The sequence below is a fragment of the Cryobacterium sp. W22_MBD10_FK3 genome (genome assembly GCF_052113745.1).
Lineage (GTDB): Bacteria > Actinomycetota > Actinomycetes > Actinomycetales > Microbacteriaceae > Cryobacterium.
On sequence record NZ_JBGQOH010000002.1, the window covers coordinates 102,121 to 118,300 of the forward strand.

Genomic DNA, 16,180 nt, shown 5'->3' on the forward strand with positions numbered 1-16,180 from the left:
GTGTCCTTATAAACGACCGTCGCATACCTCTGCGGCCGGCTCTCGCTACAGTGGGTCATCGCCCCCATGCGGACGACCGAAAACCGAGGAGTCGTCATGGTGGTGCGTCTGCCGGAACAGTCGAAGCTTCTCGCTGCTGCCGTGCAGGCTCTGGGCGGCACAACCACCGTCGTCACGATCGAGGGCGAGCCCGGTTCCGGCGTGAGCTGGCTGGTGCGCGACCTCCTCGGTACAGTTCCCGACTTCACCGTCGTGCGAGGTACCGCCGCGCTGAACGCCGGCACCGTCGACGAGCCCACGATCGCCCTGATCGACGACGCCCAGGAGTTGGCACCGGAGGTGGCCGACCGGGCCGCAGCTCTGATCGGCTCGTCATTTTCCCAGCCTCTGCTGGTGATCGTTGCCGGTCAGACCGGGAAGCCGGGCCTCATCGACAGGTTGCGGGCGGCCAGCAGCCGGGATGACCGGGGTCGGGTGATCCGGGTGCCCGGCTTCACCACGCAGCAGTGCATCGAGCTGGCCGCGGAACATGGCATCGCGCAGCTCGACCCGGCGCGCGCCAACCTGCTCACCGAGCTCACCGACGGCAACCCGCACCACCTGGTGACGGTCTTCGAACAGCTCGGCCAGCGACTGCACGCGTCGATTCCCCGCGACCTGCCCGTGCCGGCCGGATACACCGAGCACCTCGCCGGGCGGCTGGCCGCCCTGGACGCGCCGACCCGTGCCGTGCTCGAACTGCTCTCGGTCGTGGGCCGCCCCCTGGCGGTGTCCACTCTGGTGGAGATCGCCGCCCGGCACGGTCTGCCGGTCTCGGTAGACGGCGCCCTGGCATCCGGGCTGGTCGGATTGCTCAACGAGGAGGGCCAGCGGGAAATTAGCTTCGTGTCGGCGAAGGCGCGTACGGGCATCCGTCGCCGCATCGACGCCGCCCGGGCGCGGGCGCTCAACGCCGCCATCGCCGGCTCGATGAACGGATGGGCGCGACTCGAACACAGGCTCGCGGCCACCGAGCACACCGACGACGAGCTCGCTGCAGACCTCGAGGCAGAGGGCGATCGCCATGCGCAGGCGGGCCGCTACCCGAGCGCTGCCCGCATCTACAGCCGGGCCAGCGGGGTGAGTAGCTCGAACGCGGAGAGGGAACGCCGGCTCTTGCGGGCCGGCGCCTACGCCTTCTTCGCGGATGATGCTGAACTGGCCGGCACCCTGGCCGAAAGCGTCGCCCGGTGTTCTCCCGGTCCCGCTCGCACGGTCGTACTCGGCGGACTCGGCTACCTGCTCGGCAACTTTCCCGAGACTCTCGCCCTCGTGCAGGAGGGCCTGGCCCAAGGGACGCCCGCCGATGCGCGGGCGCCGAGCCGGGAGGGGGTGCTCTTCGTGGCCGGCGTCGTCGCGAGCATCCGGCTTGCCACCATGGACATCGTCGGGACCATCGCCGCGAGCGCCGCCGCGTCCACGGCCATCACGGCCACACCGGCCGGCCCGGCCGCGGTGTCACCCGGTGAGGCACGGCTGCGCCTGGCCTGGGGCTTCGCCCTGTGGATCTCGGGCGACCGGAAGCAGGCCTTGGCGGTTCTGCGCCCGCTGATCACGTTGCCGCTGACCCGGCCCGAGCGTGCCGACGCGCTGGTGATCGTTGGGCAGCAACAGTTCTACGGCGGCCACGACCGTGAGGCCCTGCGCACCTTCGACCTGGCCGTCGAGTCCGCACGCGCCAGCCAGGCGTTGCACGTGTTGCCGCTCGGACTCGCCTTGCGGGCCCACGTGCACTACTCGCTCGGTCAGTGGGACTCGGCGATGCTCGACGCGCAGGCAGTGCTCGCGCACACCACCGCGAGCCGGAACGGCAACCACGACGGTATCGCCCACGCGGTGATCGCCATGCTCGCCGCCCAGGCCGGCCAGCATGACGAGGCCCAACGGGCCGTGCGAGTGGGCGCCCGGCTGGCCGTGGAACGCCCGCTGCCGCAACATCACGTGGCGGCCGCCGTCGCTGCTGCGGTCGTGGAACGGGCAAGCGGGCATCCACACGCCGTCATCCAGGCGCTCGCCCCACTCCTCGACGGCAATCTGGATACTGCCACTACCGCCACGGGCTACACGGGGTGGCGGGCCATGCAGGCCGAAGCGCTCATCGCCCTGGGCTCGCTCGACCTCGCCCAGGCCGTGATCGACCGCCTCGAGAGGGAAAGCGGCAGCCGGGCCTTCGGATACCCGGAGTGGCTGCGCGGCCTGCTGGCCGAGGCCAGGGGTCAGCGGATGATCGCGGCCCGGCATTTTGCCGCCGCTGTCAGCACCGGCGACGAAACAGTCACCCCGTTCGCCCAGGCGCTCGCCCTGCGGTCGCTGGCCGGCAGCCTGGTGGCGCGGGGCAGCGTGGATGACGGAGCGACCGCGGCGCGCGAAGCCGACCGGCTGTTCGATCGTCTGGGCGCGGCCGCCTACCTGCCCGTTGCGGCTGCGACCGGCGCCGCCCTGCCGACGCTGGTCGGCTGGACGACGCTGACTCCTCGGGAACGGGACACCGTGCTACTCGCATCCGAGGGCCAGCTCAACCGGGAGATCGCGGCATCGATGCACGTCTCGGTCAAGACGATTGAAAAGCACCTCGCGAACGCCCTGGCCAAACTGGGCCTGCGGTCCCGGCGCGAACTGTCCGGCCGGGCCGCCCCGCACACGGCGGCGACGCCCGAGGGCGCCGCATCGGCCGGGACCATGGTCAGCTGACCGACGGCACCGCACGTACGATCGGGGGATGCCCCCGCACTCGCCGCTGCCCCAACGACACGGGCTCGATGCGGCATGGCTGTGCACCCCGGAGCGCGGCCGACCGGGCTCGCCGAAGCCGACCTGGCCGACCATGGGCGCCTGGCTCCAGGACCGCCTGACCGGACGCGTCGATGTGGCCGGCTTCGTCGCCGGCGCTCGGTTCGTCTACCAGGACGGCGCACCGGTCGGCGGGACCGACCCCTACCGGCCCACGACCTTCGTCTGGTTTCACCGTGACCTGGCCGACGAACCGGTGGTGCCTGGTGCCCTGCACCTGGTCTACCGGGACGACCGGATCGTGGTGATCGACAAACCGCCCTTCCTCTCCAGCATTCCGCGGGGGAGGCATGTGGTGCAGAGCGTGGTGGTTCGCCTCCGCGCCCAACTCGGGTTGCCCGAACTCTCCCCGTTGCACCGCTTGGACCGGGTGACCAGCGGTCTGCTGGTTCTGGCCACCGAGCGGCGCTGGCGCGGGGCCTACCAGACCCTCTTCCAGCGCGGCGAGGTGCACAAGATCTACCGGGCATTGGCGCCGCTGCAACCAGCGCTCGACCTGCCCGTAACCGTGCGGAACCACCTCCGGACCCGGCCGGGTCAGTGGCAGGGCGAGGTGGTGCCGGGCGCCCCGGTCAACGCCGAATCGGTGATCGAGCTGGAGGCTGAACTCGGGGAGGCGGGTGTGTACCGTCTGGCACCCCGCACCGGGCGCACCCACCAGTTGCGCCTGCACATGCTGGGTTTGGGTATCCCGATCATCGACGACCCGATTTACCCCGTGGTGCAGGATGTGGATGTGTTCGATTTCAGGCGGCCGCTCCAGTTGCTGGCCAGCGAACTGGCCTTCACCGATCCGATCGACGGTGCGGCGCGGCAGTTTCAGAGTGTGCGCGGGCTGCCGCTGCAGGCTGACTAGTCGAGGCCGACCGTGCTCGCACGACCAGAGGTCTTCAGGACGGCGATTGAGGCATCCAGCTCTGCCCAGGTGCCCGGCACGCCCAGCACTGCCACGGCCGACGTCGACAGCGTGACGCTCTCGCCCGTGAGCAGGTAGACGAGGTCCTCGAGGCCGGGATTGTGGGCCACGAGAATCACGTTCTCAAGCTCGTCGGGCAGTTCCCGCACAATCTGGAGCAGGTCGTTGACGGATGCGGCGTACGCCCGGTCATCGATGCGTGCCTCTGGGCTGTGGCTGAGTTCTGCCGAGGCGAGCGCCCAGGTGGCACGCGCGCGGGCCGCGGGGGAGACGATGGCCAGATCGATGGAGGGGAAGTGCTCGGCCAGCCAGCTGCCCGCCTCCGGTGCCTGGCTCAGCCCACGGGGGTTGAGGGTGCGGTCGATGTCGGCTTCGCCGCCCGACCAGTCGGACTTGGCGTGCCTGAGCACGATGAGGGTTCGCTCCTGCGTCATCGGGCCAGCCTAGCGAAGCGGATTCACGTTCATCCGGCGGTGCTGTAGTGGCTGACCGCGCACCGCCAGCGGCCGTCCCGGTGAACGAACACATCGGTGGTCCACTCGTCGGCGTCGAACCGGCGGCCCCGGTAGTGCGCGGTATTGGTGATGCGGGCCGTGATCACGGCTGTGTCGCCCCAGACCCGCACCCTGGAGTCACCGACAGCGGCCATGGCCGAATGGGTCAGCTCCCCGGAGCTCACCAGGGCGAGGAATTCGTGCCCGGGGGAGACCCCTGACTCCGACACCAGCACCCAGTCGTCAGTTACGAAGTCGGCGATGCGGGTGGCGTCGTTGGCCACGATGGCCTGCGCCCACGCTGCGGCGAGAGCGATCAGCTCAGCCTCGGTCCGGTCACCGTCCATGACCGAAGCGTAGGTCGGGTCGGCCGAATCGCACAGGGCCGGCGACCAGAGACCGGCCAGAATGACCGGCCAGTGACGACCGGCTTGCGGGCAGCCGAGTTCTCTGGCCCAGCCAGGCAACGCCGGCTGCGTATGGTGGGATCATGCTCGTTGTGCCGAAGGATCCCCGTGCCGAACTCGTGGCGCTGTGCGAGCGTGGCCTGGACTGGGGGACGGGCCGGAGTCGCGACCTTGCCGACCAGCGGAGCGCTCGTCGGGCGGCCGTGCTCGTGTTGTTCGGTGTGCTGGACACGGTGCCGGCATCAACACCGGCCGGGCCGGGCCGGGTGCACCGGGACCTCGACGTGCTCCTGCTGCGCCGTGCGGCCACGCTCGGCAGCCATCCGGGTCAGATCGCGTTTCCCGGTGGCCGGCTCGAAGCAGCCGATGCCGGTCCCGTCGCTGCCGCGCTGCGCGAGGCCGAGGAGGAGACCGGTCTGGACGTCTCGGGTCTTGAGGCCCTTGGCACACTGCCGGCGATGCCGGTTCCCGTGAGCAATCACCTTGTCACGCCGGTTCCGGCCTGGTGGACCCGCCCCTCCCAGGTCGCCGCGATGGACCACGCCGAGACCGTCGAGGTCTTCCGGGTTCCCGTGGCGGACCTGCTCAACCCGGCCAACCGGGCCAATACCGTGCACACAGTCGGCGGCACCGACTATCGGGCACCCGCGTTCACCGTGGGCGGCCGGCTGGTCTGGGGCTTCACTGCGATAGTGCTCTCGCGCATGTTCGACGAGCTCGGCTGGGCCGAGCCCTGGGACCACGACCGAATCGTGGTCCCAGGCCGGTAGCACCGCACCGCACCGCAGCGCGGGGCCGAGGGCTGGGTGCTAGTCCTTGGCCTTCGTGATCGGTTCGCCGTCGACCTGGCCGCGGTCGGCCTTGGCGGCGTCGCCGCGGGTCTTGGCCAGGCTCGCGACGGTCGCGACGGTGACGGTGGCAGCGATGAAGACCAGCGAGAACCAGATCGGGATCTCCGGCACCCACAGCACGGGCTCGCCGCCGTTGATGAACGGCACCTCATTGACGTGCAGGGCGTGGAAGACCAGCTTGAGGCCGATGAAGCCGAGGATGACGGCGAGGCCCTGGGAGAGGTAGACGAGGCGCTCGAGCAGGCCGCCGATGAGGAAGAACAGCTGGCGGAGGCCCATCAGAGCGAAGGCGTTCGCGGTGAAGACGATGTACGCCTCCGAGGTGAGGCCGTAGATGGCGGGGATCGAGTCGATCGCGAAGACCAGGTCGATGAAGCCGATTGCGATGATGGTGAGCAGCATCGGGGTGACGAAGCGCTTGCCGTTGATCTTGGTGGTGAGCTTGTCGCGGTCGTACTCGTCGGTGACGGGCAGAATTCGGCGGGCCACGCGCACAAAGAGATTGTTGGCTGGGTTGCCTTCGTGGCCGCGCACCTGCATGTAGGCGAGCACAAAGAGCAGCGCGCCGAAGAGGTAGAACACCCAGGAGAAGTTCTCGATGAGGGCGGCGCCCACCGCGATAAAGCCACCGCGCATGATCAGGGCGATGATGATGCCGAACATCAACACCTTCTGCTGGTAGGCCTTGGGTACCGAGAACGCGGCCATCACGATGAGGAACACGAACAGGTTGTCGATCGACAGGGCCTTCTCGGTGAGATAGCCGGCAAAGTATTCGCCGCCGTAACGCCAGCCGGACACGACGCCGATGCCCACGCCGAACAGCAGGGCCAGGCCGATGTAGAAGGCCGACCAGCGGGCGGACTCGCCGACGGTGGGCTCGTGGGGCTTTCGCACGTGAGCGAAGAACTCGTACGCGAAGAAGGCGACCGTCACGGCGAGGGTGATGATCCAAATCAGGGGAGTGATGTTCAAGGAGAGCTCCAGGGCAGGGGAAACGGACGGAGATCAAGGTCTCTTCCACCCGAGGGCCTGTGAGGCGATCGAGCCAGCGTCCCGGGACTCTTCGTTAAGTCCGTATTGACGGGTGCGCCGCGTGGGAGTACTCCCCTTGCAATGACCAACGCTAGGGCCTTGAAGCTGGGAAGTCACCGTGTGCGACTGTTTCCGCCCGGTTTTCCGTCGCCTGATTCTGCCGGAGTGGCCTCGACGGGCGCGTCTGCCCGGCGCCGCATCAGGATGCGGGGGATCTTGGCGCTGGTCGACGCGGTGTCGGCGACCTTCTCGAAGCCGGCGGCCTCGAAGAGCGCCCTGGTGCCCACGAACGCCGAGGTGGTGTCGACCCGCACACCGTGGTTGTCGATCGGGTAGCTCTCCACGGCAGGGGCTCCATGCGCGAAGGCGAAGCGCACGGCACCGTCGATGAGGGCGGCCGCGATGCCCTGGCCGCGGTGTCCGGCCCGCACCTTGAGACACCAGAGCGAGAACACCGGCAGGTCGTCGGGCTCGGGGATCTTGCTGTTGTGGTGGATGCCGCGGACGTTCTCGCGTGGCGCGACCGCGGCCCAGCCCACCACCAGGTCGCCGTCGTAAGCGAGCACTCCCGGCGCCATCGGCTCTGAGCTGAGGCTCCTTGCCATCTCCCGGCGCTCGTCGGCGGTCAGGGCACGATTCGTGGCGGAATCCAGCCGGTAGGTGAGGCACCAGCAGGCCACGACGCCGGGGGACTTGGGAGCGAGCATCGTGGCAATGTCGTCGAAGCGGTCGGCTGTCGCGGGAACAACGATGAGACCGGGATTCGCGGAACGCATGCCGCCACGGTAACCGGCCGGCTTGTGCGCCGCTAGCGGCGAAAAGGCGGGGATCCTCAGCGACCTGCCGGGCATCCGGTCGGCGGATGCGGTGGGTCGTGAGGATCCCCGCCTTTGCGGGGTCGGCTGCCTAGTAGCGGCGCGGCGGTCGCTCTGAGCGGTCACCCTGCTGCGGGCGGTCGTTGCGGCCGGCCGAGGCGCCGTTGTCGGCGTGAATCTCGATCAGCTTGCCGCTGATGCGCGTGGCAGACAGTCGCCCGAGCACATCGCCGGACAGGTCGGCGGGCAGGTCAACCAGCGAGTACTCGGGCAGGATCTGGATCGCGCCGAAGTCTTCCCGGCTCAGGCCACCCTCGTTGGCGAGAGCGCCGACGATCTGACGCGGCTCCACCTTGTGGCGCTTGCCCACCTCGATGCGGTACGAAGCCATCGCGCGGTTGCTGTCGCGCGACCGACGCTCGGGACGTTCACTGCGGAGCGGTCGGTCATCCCGGCTGCCCCGGTCGTCGCGGCTGCCGCGGTCGTCGCGGCGCTCGCGCACCGGACGGTCACCGCGGTCACGGTCGCGGTGTTCGGTGCGCTCCCGGTCGAAACGCTGGGTGGCGCGCACATCCTCGGCGTTCAGCAGCAGCGGGGTCTCGCCCTGAGCGACCACGGCGAGGGCGGCGGCCACGTCGGCCTCCGGCACGTCGTGGTGCTCCACGTAGTGACCCACGATGTCGCGGAACGCGGCGATGCGGGCGGTCTCCTCGAGCGCCGCGGTGATGGCGTCGTCGAAGCGGGTGAGCCGGGTCACGTTGACGTCTTCGACGCTCGGCAGCTGCATCTGGGTGAGCGGCTGGCGGGTGGCCCGCTCGATCGCGTTCAGCAGGTGGCGCTCACGCGGGGTGACGAAGCTGATCGCGGCTCCGCTGCGGCCGGCGCGGCCGGTGCGGCCGATGCGGTGCACGTAGGACTCGGTGTCGATCGGGATGTCGTAGTTGATGACGTGGCTGATGCGCTCAACGTCGAGGCCGCGGGCGGCGACGTCGGTGGCAACCAGGATGTCCAGCTTGCCGCTCTTGAGCTGTTCCACGGTGCGCTCACGCTGCACCTGGGGCACGTCTCCGTTGATCGCGGTGGCGGAGTAGCCGCGCGCACGCAGCTTCTCGGCCAGGGTCTCGGTCTCGTTCTTGGTGCGAGTGAAGACGATCATGCCCTCGAAGTTCTCGACCTCGAGGATGCGGGTGAGCGCGTCGACCTTCTGCGGGTAGGAGACCAGCAGGTAGCGCTGGGTGGTGTTCGCCGAGGTCGTGGTCTTGTTCTTGACCGTGATCTCTTCGGGGTTGTTGAGGTACTGCTTGGAGATGCGGCGGATCTGCGCGGGCATGGTGGCGGAGAACAGGGCCACCTGCTTGTCGTCGGGGGTGTCGGCGAGGATCGTCTCGACGTCTTCGGCGAAGCCCATCTTGAGCATCTCGTCGGCCTCGTCGAGCACCAGGTACTTGAGCTGGGTGAGGTCGAGGGTGCCCTTTTCGAGGTGGTCCATGATGCGGCCGGGGGTACCGACGACAACGTGCACACCACGGCGCAGCGCTGACAGCTGAACGCCGTAGCCCTGTCCGCCGTAGACGGGCAGCACGTGCACGCCCTTCATGTGCGCGGCGTACTTCTCGAATGCCTCACAAACCTGCAGGGCGAGTTCACGGGTGGGGGCGAGCACCAGGGCCTGCGGGCTCTTCTGGGACATGTCCAGGCGGGAGAGGATGGGCAGCGCGAATGCCGCCGTCTTGCCGGTGCCGGTCTGGGCGAGGCCGACGACGTCGCGGCCGTCGAGGAGTGGGGGGATGGTGGCAGCCTGGATGGCCGACGGGGTCTCGTAGCCTACGTCCTTGAGGGCTTTGAGAACGGAGTCGCTGAGCCCAAGCTCGGAGAACGTGATGGTCGGGCGGGCAGTGGCTGCCTCGGTCGGTGCAGTTGAATCAGGAGGCGTCATACTACTACGTTAGTCGGTCGGAGTGAGCACCCCGTTCGGGAGGGTGAAATCCGCGACCGGCAGTCACTCGGACTGGGGCAATTCGGCCCCGGGGAACCCCGACGCGGCCGCAGCATCTGCCTCGAGAACCGGGAAATCTCGAGCACCGGGAAATAGGGAAATAGCGACTTTACAAGGACGGGATCGCGCTTGGGCATCCTTATTTCCCGCCTTTCTCCATATTGCCGTTCGCCGCGCGGCCGCACAGAGTGGGCACCTGAGGCCGTGATGGAGGCCGGCATCCCGGTACGATTCGGGTCTGCACAGCCGTGCCCGAACCGACCGAGAGGCAGACCGCGATGCTGGAGATGAGACCGAACTGCGAGTGCTGTGACCGCGACCTCTCGCCGGTGGCCGACGGCGTGTTCATCTGCTCGTTCGAATGCACCTGGTGCGCGGACTGCGTGCAGACGTTTGCCCAGGGCGCCTGTCCCAATTGCGGAGGCAGCCTGCAACCCCGGCCCACGAGAGCGCCGCACAAACTCGTGTCGTCACCCGGTTCGACCACCCGTGTCGTGTCGCCGGGGTGCCGGGAGGCTGTGGCCTGACTCAGTCCTGCACCGTATCCGTGGTCTCCGTCGTGCCGCCGGTCACCCGGGCGCTCGAGAGGTTGTGGTGCAGCGCAGTGGCGAGCACGGCGAGGTCCACATCGTGGGACTGGCCGGGCAGCTCCACGTGCCGGCCGCGGGCCAGGGCCGTGGCCAACGCCCTGGCCGATTCACGGATGAACTCCAGCGCGAATTCGCCACTGAGCACCACCGCGGGAGCCTGGATCGCCTCGATCCGGGGGTAGGGGAGCAGGCCGTCACCGAGCACCGCGTCGTCGTAGGCGAGCGTCGGGGCGATGGCCTCGAGCCCGGCCCACATCGGCGTCTGCCGCATCCCGGCGATCTGCTCGGCCGGCATGCCCACCCGGGCCAGGAAGAGCTCGATGGCGTCGCCGCGGTTGCCCGCCGCCAGCGCCGCGGCAAGGTCCCGGGTATAGGCGGTGGCGCCGGGATCGAGGTCGATGCTCACCGGCACCTCGTAGACGGCGAGTTCGCTCACCGAGACGCCCAGCCGGGCGGCGGCGGCGATGGCCAGCGCGCCGCCGCTGGACATGCCGAAGAGGGCCGCGCGACCACCGGCCGCGTCGATCAGGGCGGCGATGTCGTCGATCTCCCGGTCGACCGCGAATGGCAGCGTGTCGCTGCTGGCGCCGCGACCGCGGCGATCGTAGACGAACACCGTGAAGCCGCCGGCCAGCAGTGCGGCCAGTGGGCGCATCGGTCCGGCATCGCGGTAGCAGGTGGCGCCGTCGACCAGGATGAGGGCCGGTCCGGTGCCGAGACTGTCGAACGCGATCGTGGTGCCATCGCGCGATCTGACTGTGGGCATGATGTCTCCTTCGGTGTCGCTGCAGCGCTGATGTCCGCTCACACCGTGCCACCGCGGCACCACAACGGTCAACCGGCGGCGCCGCAATCGGTGACCGATAATTCTGCAGAGCTGCACAGACGTGCTCGGTGCCGTGTTGCGCTGTCCGCGGGGGAGTAGTTCGCGGGAGGATGTCTGCATGGCCACTACTGAGCAACAGCCCTGGGTAAAGCACTATCAGCCGGGCGTGCCCGCCGAGATCGACTACCCCACCACCTCGCTCGTCGAGATGCTCGAGCACGCGGTTGCCGAGGCCGGTGACGCGCCGGCGCTGGAGTTCTTCGGGCGCCGCACGAGCTACGCCGAACTCGGCGACCAGATCGACCGCGCGGCCGAGGGGCTGCGCCTGCTCGGAGTGCGGGCCGGTGACCGGGTGGCGTTGATCCTGCCGAACTGCCCCCAGCATGTGGTGGCGTTCTACGCCGTGCTCCGTTTGGGCGGCGTGGTGGTGGAGCACAACCCGCTCTACACCTCACCGGAGCTCCGGCACCAGTTCGAAGACCACCAGGCGCGCATCGTGATCGCCTGGGACAAGGTCGCCCCGACGGTGCGTGCGTTCCCCGCCGACATCGAGATCGACCACGTCGTGTCCGTCAACCTGCTGCAGGCGTTCCCCACCGTGAAGCGGCTGGCCCTGTACCTGCCAGTGAAGAGCCTGCGCGAATCGCGTGCGGCGCTGACCGGCTCGGCGGCCGGAACCACCCCGTGGAAAGACCTGCTCACCCACGGGGCCATCGACCCGACCCACCCGCGCCCGGGCCTGAACGACCTGGCCGCCATCCAGTACACCTCCGGCACCACCGGGCGGCCCAAGGGCGCCATGCTCACCCACTACAACCTGCACTGCAACGCGCTGCAGGGCGAGGCCTGGATGCACGGCGCCGAGTACCGCAAGGAGGTCTTCTACGCGATCCTGCCGATGTTCCACTCCTTCGGCCTCACGCTGTACCTCACCTACGGCATCCACAAGCAGGCCTTGATTGTGCTGTTCCCCAAGTTCGACCCGAAGACCGTGCTCGACACCATGAAGAAGACCCCGGCCACCGTGTACTGCGCCGTGCCGCCGATCTACGAGCGCACCGCGCTCGCCGCCAAGGAACGCGGAATTTCGCTGCGCTCCTGCCGATTCTGCATCTCCGGTGCCATGAACCTGCCCGACCACGTGGTGGAGCTGTGGGAGTCGGTGTCCGGCGGGCTGCTCGTGGAGGGCTTCGGCATGACCGAGGCGTCGCCGGTGGCGATGGGCAACCCGTTCTACCCCACCCGGCGGCCCGGCACCGTCGGCATCCCGTTCTCGTCGACCCTGATGAAGGTCACCGACCCCGATGACCCCACCGTCGAGGTGGAGCAGGGCCAGCCCGGCGAGCTGCTGCTCAAGGGCCCGCAGGTGTTCCAGGGCTACTGGAACAACCCGGAGGAAACCGCCAAGACCCTCACGCCCGACGGCTGGCTGCGCACCGGCGACATCGTCACCGTCGACGAAGACGGCTTCTCCACCATCGTCGACCGGGCCAAGGACCTGATCATCACCGGCGGCTTCAACGTGGCACCCACAGAGGTGGAGACCGTGCTGCGGCTGCACGCTTCGGTGACGGATGCCGCGGTGTTTGGCAAGCCGCTGGAGCGAGGCGGCGAGATGGTCATCGCCGCCGTCGAGCTCGAGCCCGGCGCGACGCTGGACGAGAAGGCCCTGCAGGACCACTGCCGGGAGCACCTGGCCGCCTACAAGATTCCGCGCCGGATCGTGCAGATCACCGACACCCCGCGCACGATGCTCGGCAAGGTGCTGCGGCGGAAGGTGCGCGAGCAGGTGCTGCCCACCCTCTGAACCATGGCCGGCGCGAACCCTTGACGCCACGACACTCACCGATATATCGTTGAGTGTCGTGGAAGTTCCGCGACGCGTGCTCGCGACATCAGCGAGGCACGACATCGTGAAAGGACGAATGCGATCATGAAGCGCTTTCCTCACACACACCATCCAGAGTTCGGCACCGCCGAGTGCGGCCCGGGCATGAGTCGCGCCCACCACGACTCTCCCCAGGACCACGGTCGCGGCTTCGGCCGGGGCTTCGGTCCCGGCGGCGGCGGCTTCGGCGGCTTCGGACCCGGCTTCGGCCCTGGCGGCCCCCGAGGCTCCCGCCGCGCGAACAAGGGCGACGTTCGCTCGGCGATCCTTTCGCTCCTGGCCGACGGTCCCTCCAACGGGTACGGACTCATCCGGGCCATCGAGGAGAAGACCGGCGGAGCCTGGCGACCCAGCCCCGGCTCCATCTATCCCACGCTGCAGCAGCTCGTCGACGAGGAGCTCATAGTCCCGACCGGCACCGAACGCCGCACCGACTATGAACTCACCGAAGCCGGCCGGGCCTACCTGGCCGAACACGCCGACGACCTCAAGAAGGCCTGGGAGGCCACCCCCGGGCAATCGGACGCCGATACGGCCTTCCACGAGAGCGTCGGCAAGCTGTTCGGCGTGGTGCACCAGTTCCGCGCCTCGGCGACCGACGCCCAGCGCGCCGCGGCGACCGAGAAGCTCGACGAGGCGCGCCGCGCGCTGTACCTCATCCTCGCCGACTGAGCCCTCGCCGACGGGGCCCTCGCCGACTGGGCCCTGGCCGACGGGGCCCTCGCCGGCTGGGCCCTCGCCGATGACCGGCGACCGGGACAGAATGGCGGCATGTCCATCATTCTCGGCCTGGTGCGCTCGGCCGTGGCGCCGCTGACGCGCACCCGGCTCTTCAGGTCGACCGCGCCCACGGTGCTGCCGCCCGTGGAGCGGGTGATCGACCGGCTCAGCCGCGGGAGGGTGCAGCTGAGCGCGCTGCTGGTGCCCTCGCTGGTGCTCCACTCCACCGGAGCCCGGTCTGGTGCCCAGAGGGAGACCCGACTGATGTATACACCAGACGGGGCGGGCCGTGCCATCGTGGCCGGCACCAGCTTCGCCCGCGCTCGGCATCCGGCCTGGACCTACAACCTGCTGGCGCATCCGGATGCCTCCATCGTCGTGCGCGGCCGACGCCTCTCGGTGCGGGCGAGCCTGATCGACCCAGACGGCAGGGACAACGCGTGGGCCCGGATCGAGCGGCAGTGGCCGGGCTATCGCGCCTACGAACGCGACTCCGGGCGCGAGGTGCGGATGTTCCTGCTGCGCCCCGTCGCCGCCGCGGGCAGACTGGGAACGCGGGAGGCAGAGCGACCTGCCGGTGGCGAACAACGAGAGGGCGTATCGACATGGCGACCGACGACCTGACAGCCGACCCGCAGTTGGTGCGCGGAGCGAACGGCCCCGACCTCGTACTCACCCGCAGGTTCGCGGTCGGAATCGATGAGGTTTGGGCGACCCTGACCGATCCTGCCCGCACGACCGAGTGGTTCGGCCCCTGGGAGGGAGAGGCTGCAGCCGGTCGCACCATCCAGGTGCAGATGCGCTTCGAAGAGGGCGACCCGTGGTTGCCGATGCGCGTCGACGCCTGCGACCGACCCACCCGCCTGGCCGTGTCGATGCTCGAGGAGCAGGGCGACTGGCGACTGGAGGTGCTGCTCGCCACGGCGGCCGGGACCACCCGGGTGAGCCTGATCCACCACCTCACCGACGTGGAGGGGCTGGGGGAGATCGGCCCGGGCTGGGAGTACTACCTCGACCTGTTCGCCGCCGCCCTGCCGGGTCCGGCTGACGACGACAGGGCAGCGCCGGAGTTCGCGGATTACTACCCCGTCAGGTCGGCCGTCTTCACCGCCCTGGCGGAGGGCTACCCAGAGCGTCACGCCTGAGCCATGACGACCCCGGCGTTGATCCTCGGTCCCATGCTGCGGTATGTCGACGCCGACTCGGCCAGCCTGTGGGTCGAGACCGCGGCGACCGCGGCGGTCACGGTCAGGGCCGACGGCCGGGTCTGGTCGGCACGCACCTTCGCCGTGCACGCGCACCACTACGCGCTCGTGCACGTGGACGGGTTGGCGCCGGGCAGCACAACTCCCTACGCGGTCGACGTCGACGGGGTGCAGGTCTGGCCGCAGGCGGAGTCGCGATTCCCGGCATCCGTCATCACCACGCTCACGCCGGGCGCGCCCCTGCGGCTGGCGTTCGGCTCGTGCCGCACCAGCGTGCCGCATGACGCGACAGGCAACCGCACCCACGGCGTGGACGCGCTGCGCAGCTACGCGCTGCAGATGGCCGCGCGGCCAGGCCGGTTCTCCTGGCCGGACCTGGTGCTCTTTCTGGGCGACCAGGTCTACGCCGACACGACGAGCGACGAGATGCAGGAGTTCATCAGTGCCAGGCGGGATCTGAGCGAGCCGCCCGGCGAGGAACTGGCCGACTTCGAGGAGTACGCGCACCTCTACGGCCTGGCCTGGTCCGACCCGGCAAACCGGTGGCTGTTGTCGACGGTACCCACCGCGATGATCTTCGACGACCATGACATCCGGGACGACTGGAACGCGTCGCTCAGCTGGAAACGCCAGATGGAGCAGACCTCCTGGTGGCACGGCAGGCTGGTGGCCGGGCTGGGGTCGTACTGGCTCTACCAGCACCTGGGCAACCTGTCGCCGGCCGAGCGGGCGGCCGACGAGATCTGGCGGATGATCGCCGCTCATGACGGCGACGCCGAGCTCGACCTCACCGACCGGCTCGACGCCTTCGTCGAGCGGGCCGACGCCGAGCCGGCCAGCTATCGCTGGAGCTACTGCCGCGACTACGGCGACAGCCGACTGATTGTGATCGACTCCCGGGTGGCACGCCGGCTCGACCCCAGCCATCGGGCCCTGGTCGACGACGAGGAATCGGGCTGGCTCGACCAACGGATGCGCGGCGGCTTCCGCCATCTGCTGGTGGGCACCTCGCTGCCCTTCCTGTTGCCGACGGGCCTGCACCACCTGGAGGCCTGGAATGAGGCGACCGCCGAGGGGGCCTGGGGCACCCCGATGGCCGCCATCGGTGAGAAGCTACGGCAGGCTCTCGACCTGGAACACTGGGCGGCCTTTCAGTCCAGCTTCCGCCGGGTGGCGCAGATGACCACCGAGGTGGCCGACGGCAGACGCGGCCCGGCGCCGGACACCATCACGTTCCTCTCCGGGGACGTGCACTACTCCTACGTCGCCGAGGTGGAGCGCAGTTCGGGCAGCCGCATCATCCAGGCCGTGTGCTCACCGATCCGCAACCCCCTGGCCCTGCCCCTGAGATCGTTTTCGGCGGTGCTGTCCTATGCCATCGCGAACCGCCCCAGCGAACTGCTCGCCCGCGCGGCGGGGGTTCCCGCCCCGCCGATCCGGTGGCGGGGAATCCGCGGCCCGTGGTTCGAGAATTGCCTCGCCAGCGTCTCGTCGACGCCGGCCGGGCTGAAGCTGCGTTGGATCACCGGGGTGAAAAGGGGCGAGGGCCCGGCGCGACCGCGGGTCACAGAGATCGCCGCCGTCACCGTCGAGCCCCGCCGCTGAGGG

At 69.4% G+C, this 16,180-nt stretch carries 15 protein-coding genes; 9 read left to right on the plus strand and 6 right to left on the minus strand.

Annotation, left to right across the window (positions count from 1 at the left end):
* The first annotated feature begins 96 nt into the window (after window positions 1–96).
* Both ACEN2M_RS03445 and ACEN2M_RS03450 read left to right on the plus strand, forming a co-directional pair.
* The gene (locus ACEN2M_RS03445; protein WP_441646730.1) at window positions 97–2,730 is read left to right on the plus strand and encodes a LuxR C-terminal-related transcriptional regulator; all 2,634 of its coding nucleotides are present in this window, start codon (window positions 97–99) and stop codon (window positions 2,728–2,730) included.
* Window positions 2,731–2,758: 28 nt separating this feature from the next.
* Complete coding sequence (locus tag ACEN2M_RS03450; protein ID WP_441646731.1) at window positions 2,759–3,685, plus strand: pseudouridine synthase; 927 nt, start codon at window positions 2,759–2,761, stop codon at window positions 3,683–3,685.
* Here the strand turns inward: ACEN2M_RS03450 and ACEN2M_RS03455 are convergent.
* Both ACEN2M_RS03455 and ACEN2M_RS03460 read right to left on the minus strand, forming a co-directional pair.
* A complete protein-coding gene (locus ACEN2M_RS03455) occupies window positions 3,682–4,179 on the minus strand; it encodes a SixA phosphatase family protein (protein ID WP_441646732.1) in 498 nt (165 codons plus the stop codon). The two genes, ACEN2M_RS03450 and ACEN2M_RS03455, sit on opposite strands and share 4 nt — an antisense overlap.
* 29 nt (window positions 4,180–4,208) lie before the next feature.
* The gene (locus ACEN2M_RS03460; protein WP_441646733.1) at window positions 4,209–4,586 is read right to left on the minus strand and encodes a nuclear transport factor 2 family protein; all 378 of its coding nucleotides are present in this window, start codon (window positions 4,584–4,586) and stop codon (window positions 4,209–4,211) included.
* Between the two features lie 143 nt (window positions 4,587–4,729).
* Here ACEN2M_RS03460 and ACEN2M_RS03465 point away from each other — a divergent pair, with 143 nt between their 5' ends.
* On the plus strand, window positions 4,730–5,416 hold the full coding sequence (locus ACEN2M_RS03465) for an NUDIX hydrolase (protein ID WP_441646734.1): 687 nt from the start codon (window positions 4,730–4,732) through the stop codon (window positions 5,414–5,416).
* Window positions 5,417–5,455: 39 nt separating this feature from the next.
* Here the strand turns inward: ACEN2M_RS03465 and ACEN2M_RS03470 are convergent, their stop codons facing one another.
* From ACEN2M_RS03470 to ACEN2M_RS03480, 3 genes are all read right to left on the minus strand, one after another.
* Window positions 5,456–6,472 carry a TerC family protein gene (locus ACEN2M_RS03470; RefSeq protein WP_441646735.1) on the minus strand — a complete coding sequence of 339 codons (1,017 nt, stop codon included), beginning with the start codon at window positions 6,470–6,472 and terminating at the stop codon, window positions 5,456–5,458.
* A gap of 173 nt (window positions 6,473–6,645) precedes the next feature.
* Window positions 6,646–7,308 (minus strand): GNAT family N-acetyltransferase, encoded by a 663-nt coding sequence (locus ACEN2M_RS03475; protein ID WP_441646736.1) that lies wholly within the window; start codon window positions 7,306–7,308, stop codon window positions 6,646–6,648.
* A gap of 130 nt (window positions 7,309–7,438) precedes the next feature.
* Window positions 7,439–9,283, minus strand: coding sequence for a DEAD/DEAH box helicase (locus ACEN2M_RS03480; RefSeq protein ID WP_441646737.1), 1,845 nt, complete (start codon window positions 9,281–9,283; stop codon window positions 7,439–7,441).
* Between the two features lie 347 nt (window positions 9,284–9,630).
* Between ACEN2M_RS03480 and ACEN2M_RS03485 the strand changes: the two genes are divergently transcribed.
* Complete coding sequence (locus tag ACEN2M_RS03485) at window positions 9,631–9,870, plus strand: DUF1272 domain-containing protein (RefSeq protein ID WP_441646965.1); 240 nt, start codon at window positions 9,631–9,633, stop codon at window positions 9,868–9,870.
* 1 nt (window position 9,871) lies between these two features.
* Here the strand turns inward: ACEN2M_RS03485 and ACEN2M_RS03490 are convergent, their stop codons facing one another.
* The gene (locus ACEN2M_RS03490) at window positions 9,872–10,699 is read right to left on the minus strand and encodes an alpha/beta fold hydrolase (protein WP_441646738.1); all 828 of its coding nucleotides are present in this window, start codon (window positions 10,697–10,699) and stop codon (window positions 9,872–9,874) included.
* Window positions 10,700–10,877: 178 nt separating this feature from the next.
* On the opposite strand from ACEN2M_RS03490, the gene ACEN2M_RS03495 reads away from it, so the two are divergent.
* The 5 genes from ACEN2M_RS03495 to ACEN2M_RS03515 all read left to right on the plus strand — a co-directional run bounded on the left by ACEN2M_RS03495 (window position 10,878) and on the right by ACEN2M_RS03515 (window position 16,177).
* The gene (locus ACEN2M_RS03495; protein WP_441646739.1) at window positions 10,878–12,566 is read left to right on the plus strand and encodes a long-chain-fatty-acid--CoA ligase; all 1,689 of its coding nucleotides are present in this window, start codon (window positions 10,878–10,880) and stop codon (window positions 12,564–12,566) included.
* 126 nt (window positions 12,567–12,692) lie between these two features.
* Window positions 12,693–13,319, plus strand: coding sequence for a PadR family transcriptional regulator (locus ACEN2M_RS03500; RefSeq protein ID WP_441646740.1), 627 nt, complete (start codon window positions 12,693–12,695; stop codon window positions 13,317–13,319).
* Between the two features lie 99 nt (window positions 13,320–13,418).
* A complete protein-coding gene (locus ACEN2M_RS03505; protein ID WP_441646741.1) occupies window positions 13,419–13,991 on the plus strand; it encodes a nitroreductase family deazaflavin-dependent oxidoreductase in 573 nt (190 codons plus the stop codon).
* The gene (locus ACEN2M_RS03510) at window positions 13,973–14,512 is read left to right on the plus strand and encodes an SRPBCC domain-containing protein (protein ID WP_441646742.1); all 540 of its coding nucleotides are present in this window, start codon (window positions 13,973–13,975) and stop codon (window positions 14,510–14,512) included. Before ACEN2M_RS03505 ends, ACEN2M_RS03510 begins: the two co-directional genes overlap by 19 nt.
* 3 nt (window positions 14,513–14,515) lie before the next feature.
* Entirely contained in the window at window positions 14,516–16,177 is a 1,662-nt protein-coding gene (locus ACEN2M_RS03515) for an alkaline phosphatase D family protein (RefSeq protein WP_441646743.1), read from the plus strand.
* Window positions 16,178–16,180: the final 3 nt, after the last annotated feature.

Bases quoted from the DNA above. Each gene is read 5' to 3' on its own strand.
- ACEN2M_RS03460 (WP_441646733.1), bottom strand. From the start codon at position 4,586: ATGGACGGTGACCGGACCGAGGCTGAGCTGATCGCTCTCGCCGCAGCG.
- ACEN2M_RS03510 (WP_441646742.1), top strand. From the start codon at position 13,973: ATGGCGACCGACGACCTGACAGCCGACCCGCAGTTGGTGCGCGGAGCG.
- ACEN2M_RS03465 (WP_441646734.1), top strand. From the start codon at position 4,730: ATGCTCGTTGTGCCGAAGGATCCCCGTGCCGAACTCGTGGCGCTGTGC.
- ACEN2M_RS03475 (WP_441646736.1), bottom strand. From the start codon at position 7,308: ATGCGTTCCGCGAATCCCGGTCTCATCGTTGTTCCCGCGACAGCCGAC.
- ACEN2M_RS03505 (WP_441646741.1), top strand. From the start codon at position 13,419: ATGTCCATCATTCTCGGCCTGGTGCGCTCGGCCGTGGCGCCGCTGACG.
- ACEN2M_RS03480 (WP_441646737.1), bottom strand. From the start codon at position 9,283: ATGACGCCTCCTGATTCAACTGCACCGACCGAGGCAGCCACTGCCCGC.
- ACEN2M_RS03455 (WP_441646732.1), bottom strand. From the start codon at position 4,179: ATGACGCAGGAGCGAACCCTCATCGTGCTCAGGCACGCCAAGTCCGAC.
- ACEN2M_RS03515 (WP_441646743.1), top strand. From the start codon at position 14,516: ATGACGACCCCGGCGTTGATCCTCGGTCCCATGCTGCGGTATGTCGAC.
- ACEN2M_RS03485 (WP_441646965.1), top strand. From the start codon at position 9,631: ATGAGACCGAACTGCGAGTGCTGTGACCGCGACCTCTCGCCGGTGGCC.
- ACEN2M_RS03445 (WP_441646730.1), top strand. From the start codon at position 97: ATGGTGGTGCGTCTGCCGGAACAGTCGAAGCTTCTCGCTGCTGCCGTG.
- ACEN2M_RS03500 (WP_441646740.1), top strand. From the start codon at position 12,693: ATGAAGCGCTTTCCTCACACACACCATCCAGAGTTCGGCACCGCCGAG.
- ACEN2M_RS03490 (WP_441646738.1), bottom strand. From the start codon at position 10,699: ATGCCCACAGTCAGATCGCGCGATGGCACCACGATCGCGTTCGACAGT.
- ACEN2M_RS03450 (WP_441646731.1), top strand. From the start codon at position 2,759: ATGCCCCCGCACTCGCCGCTGCCCCAACGACACGGGCTCGATGCGGCA.
- ACEN2M_RS03495 (WP_441646739.1), top strand. From the start codon at position 10,878: ATGGCCACTACTGAGCAACAGCCCTGGGTAAAGCACTATCAGCCGGGC.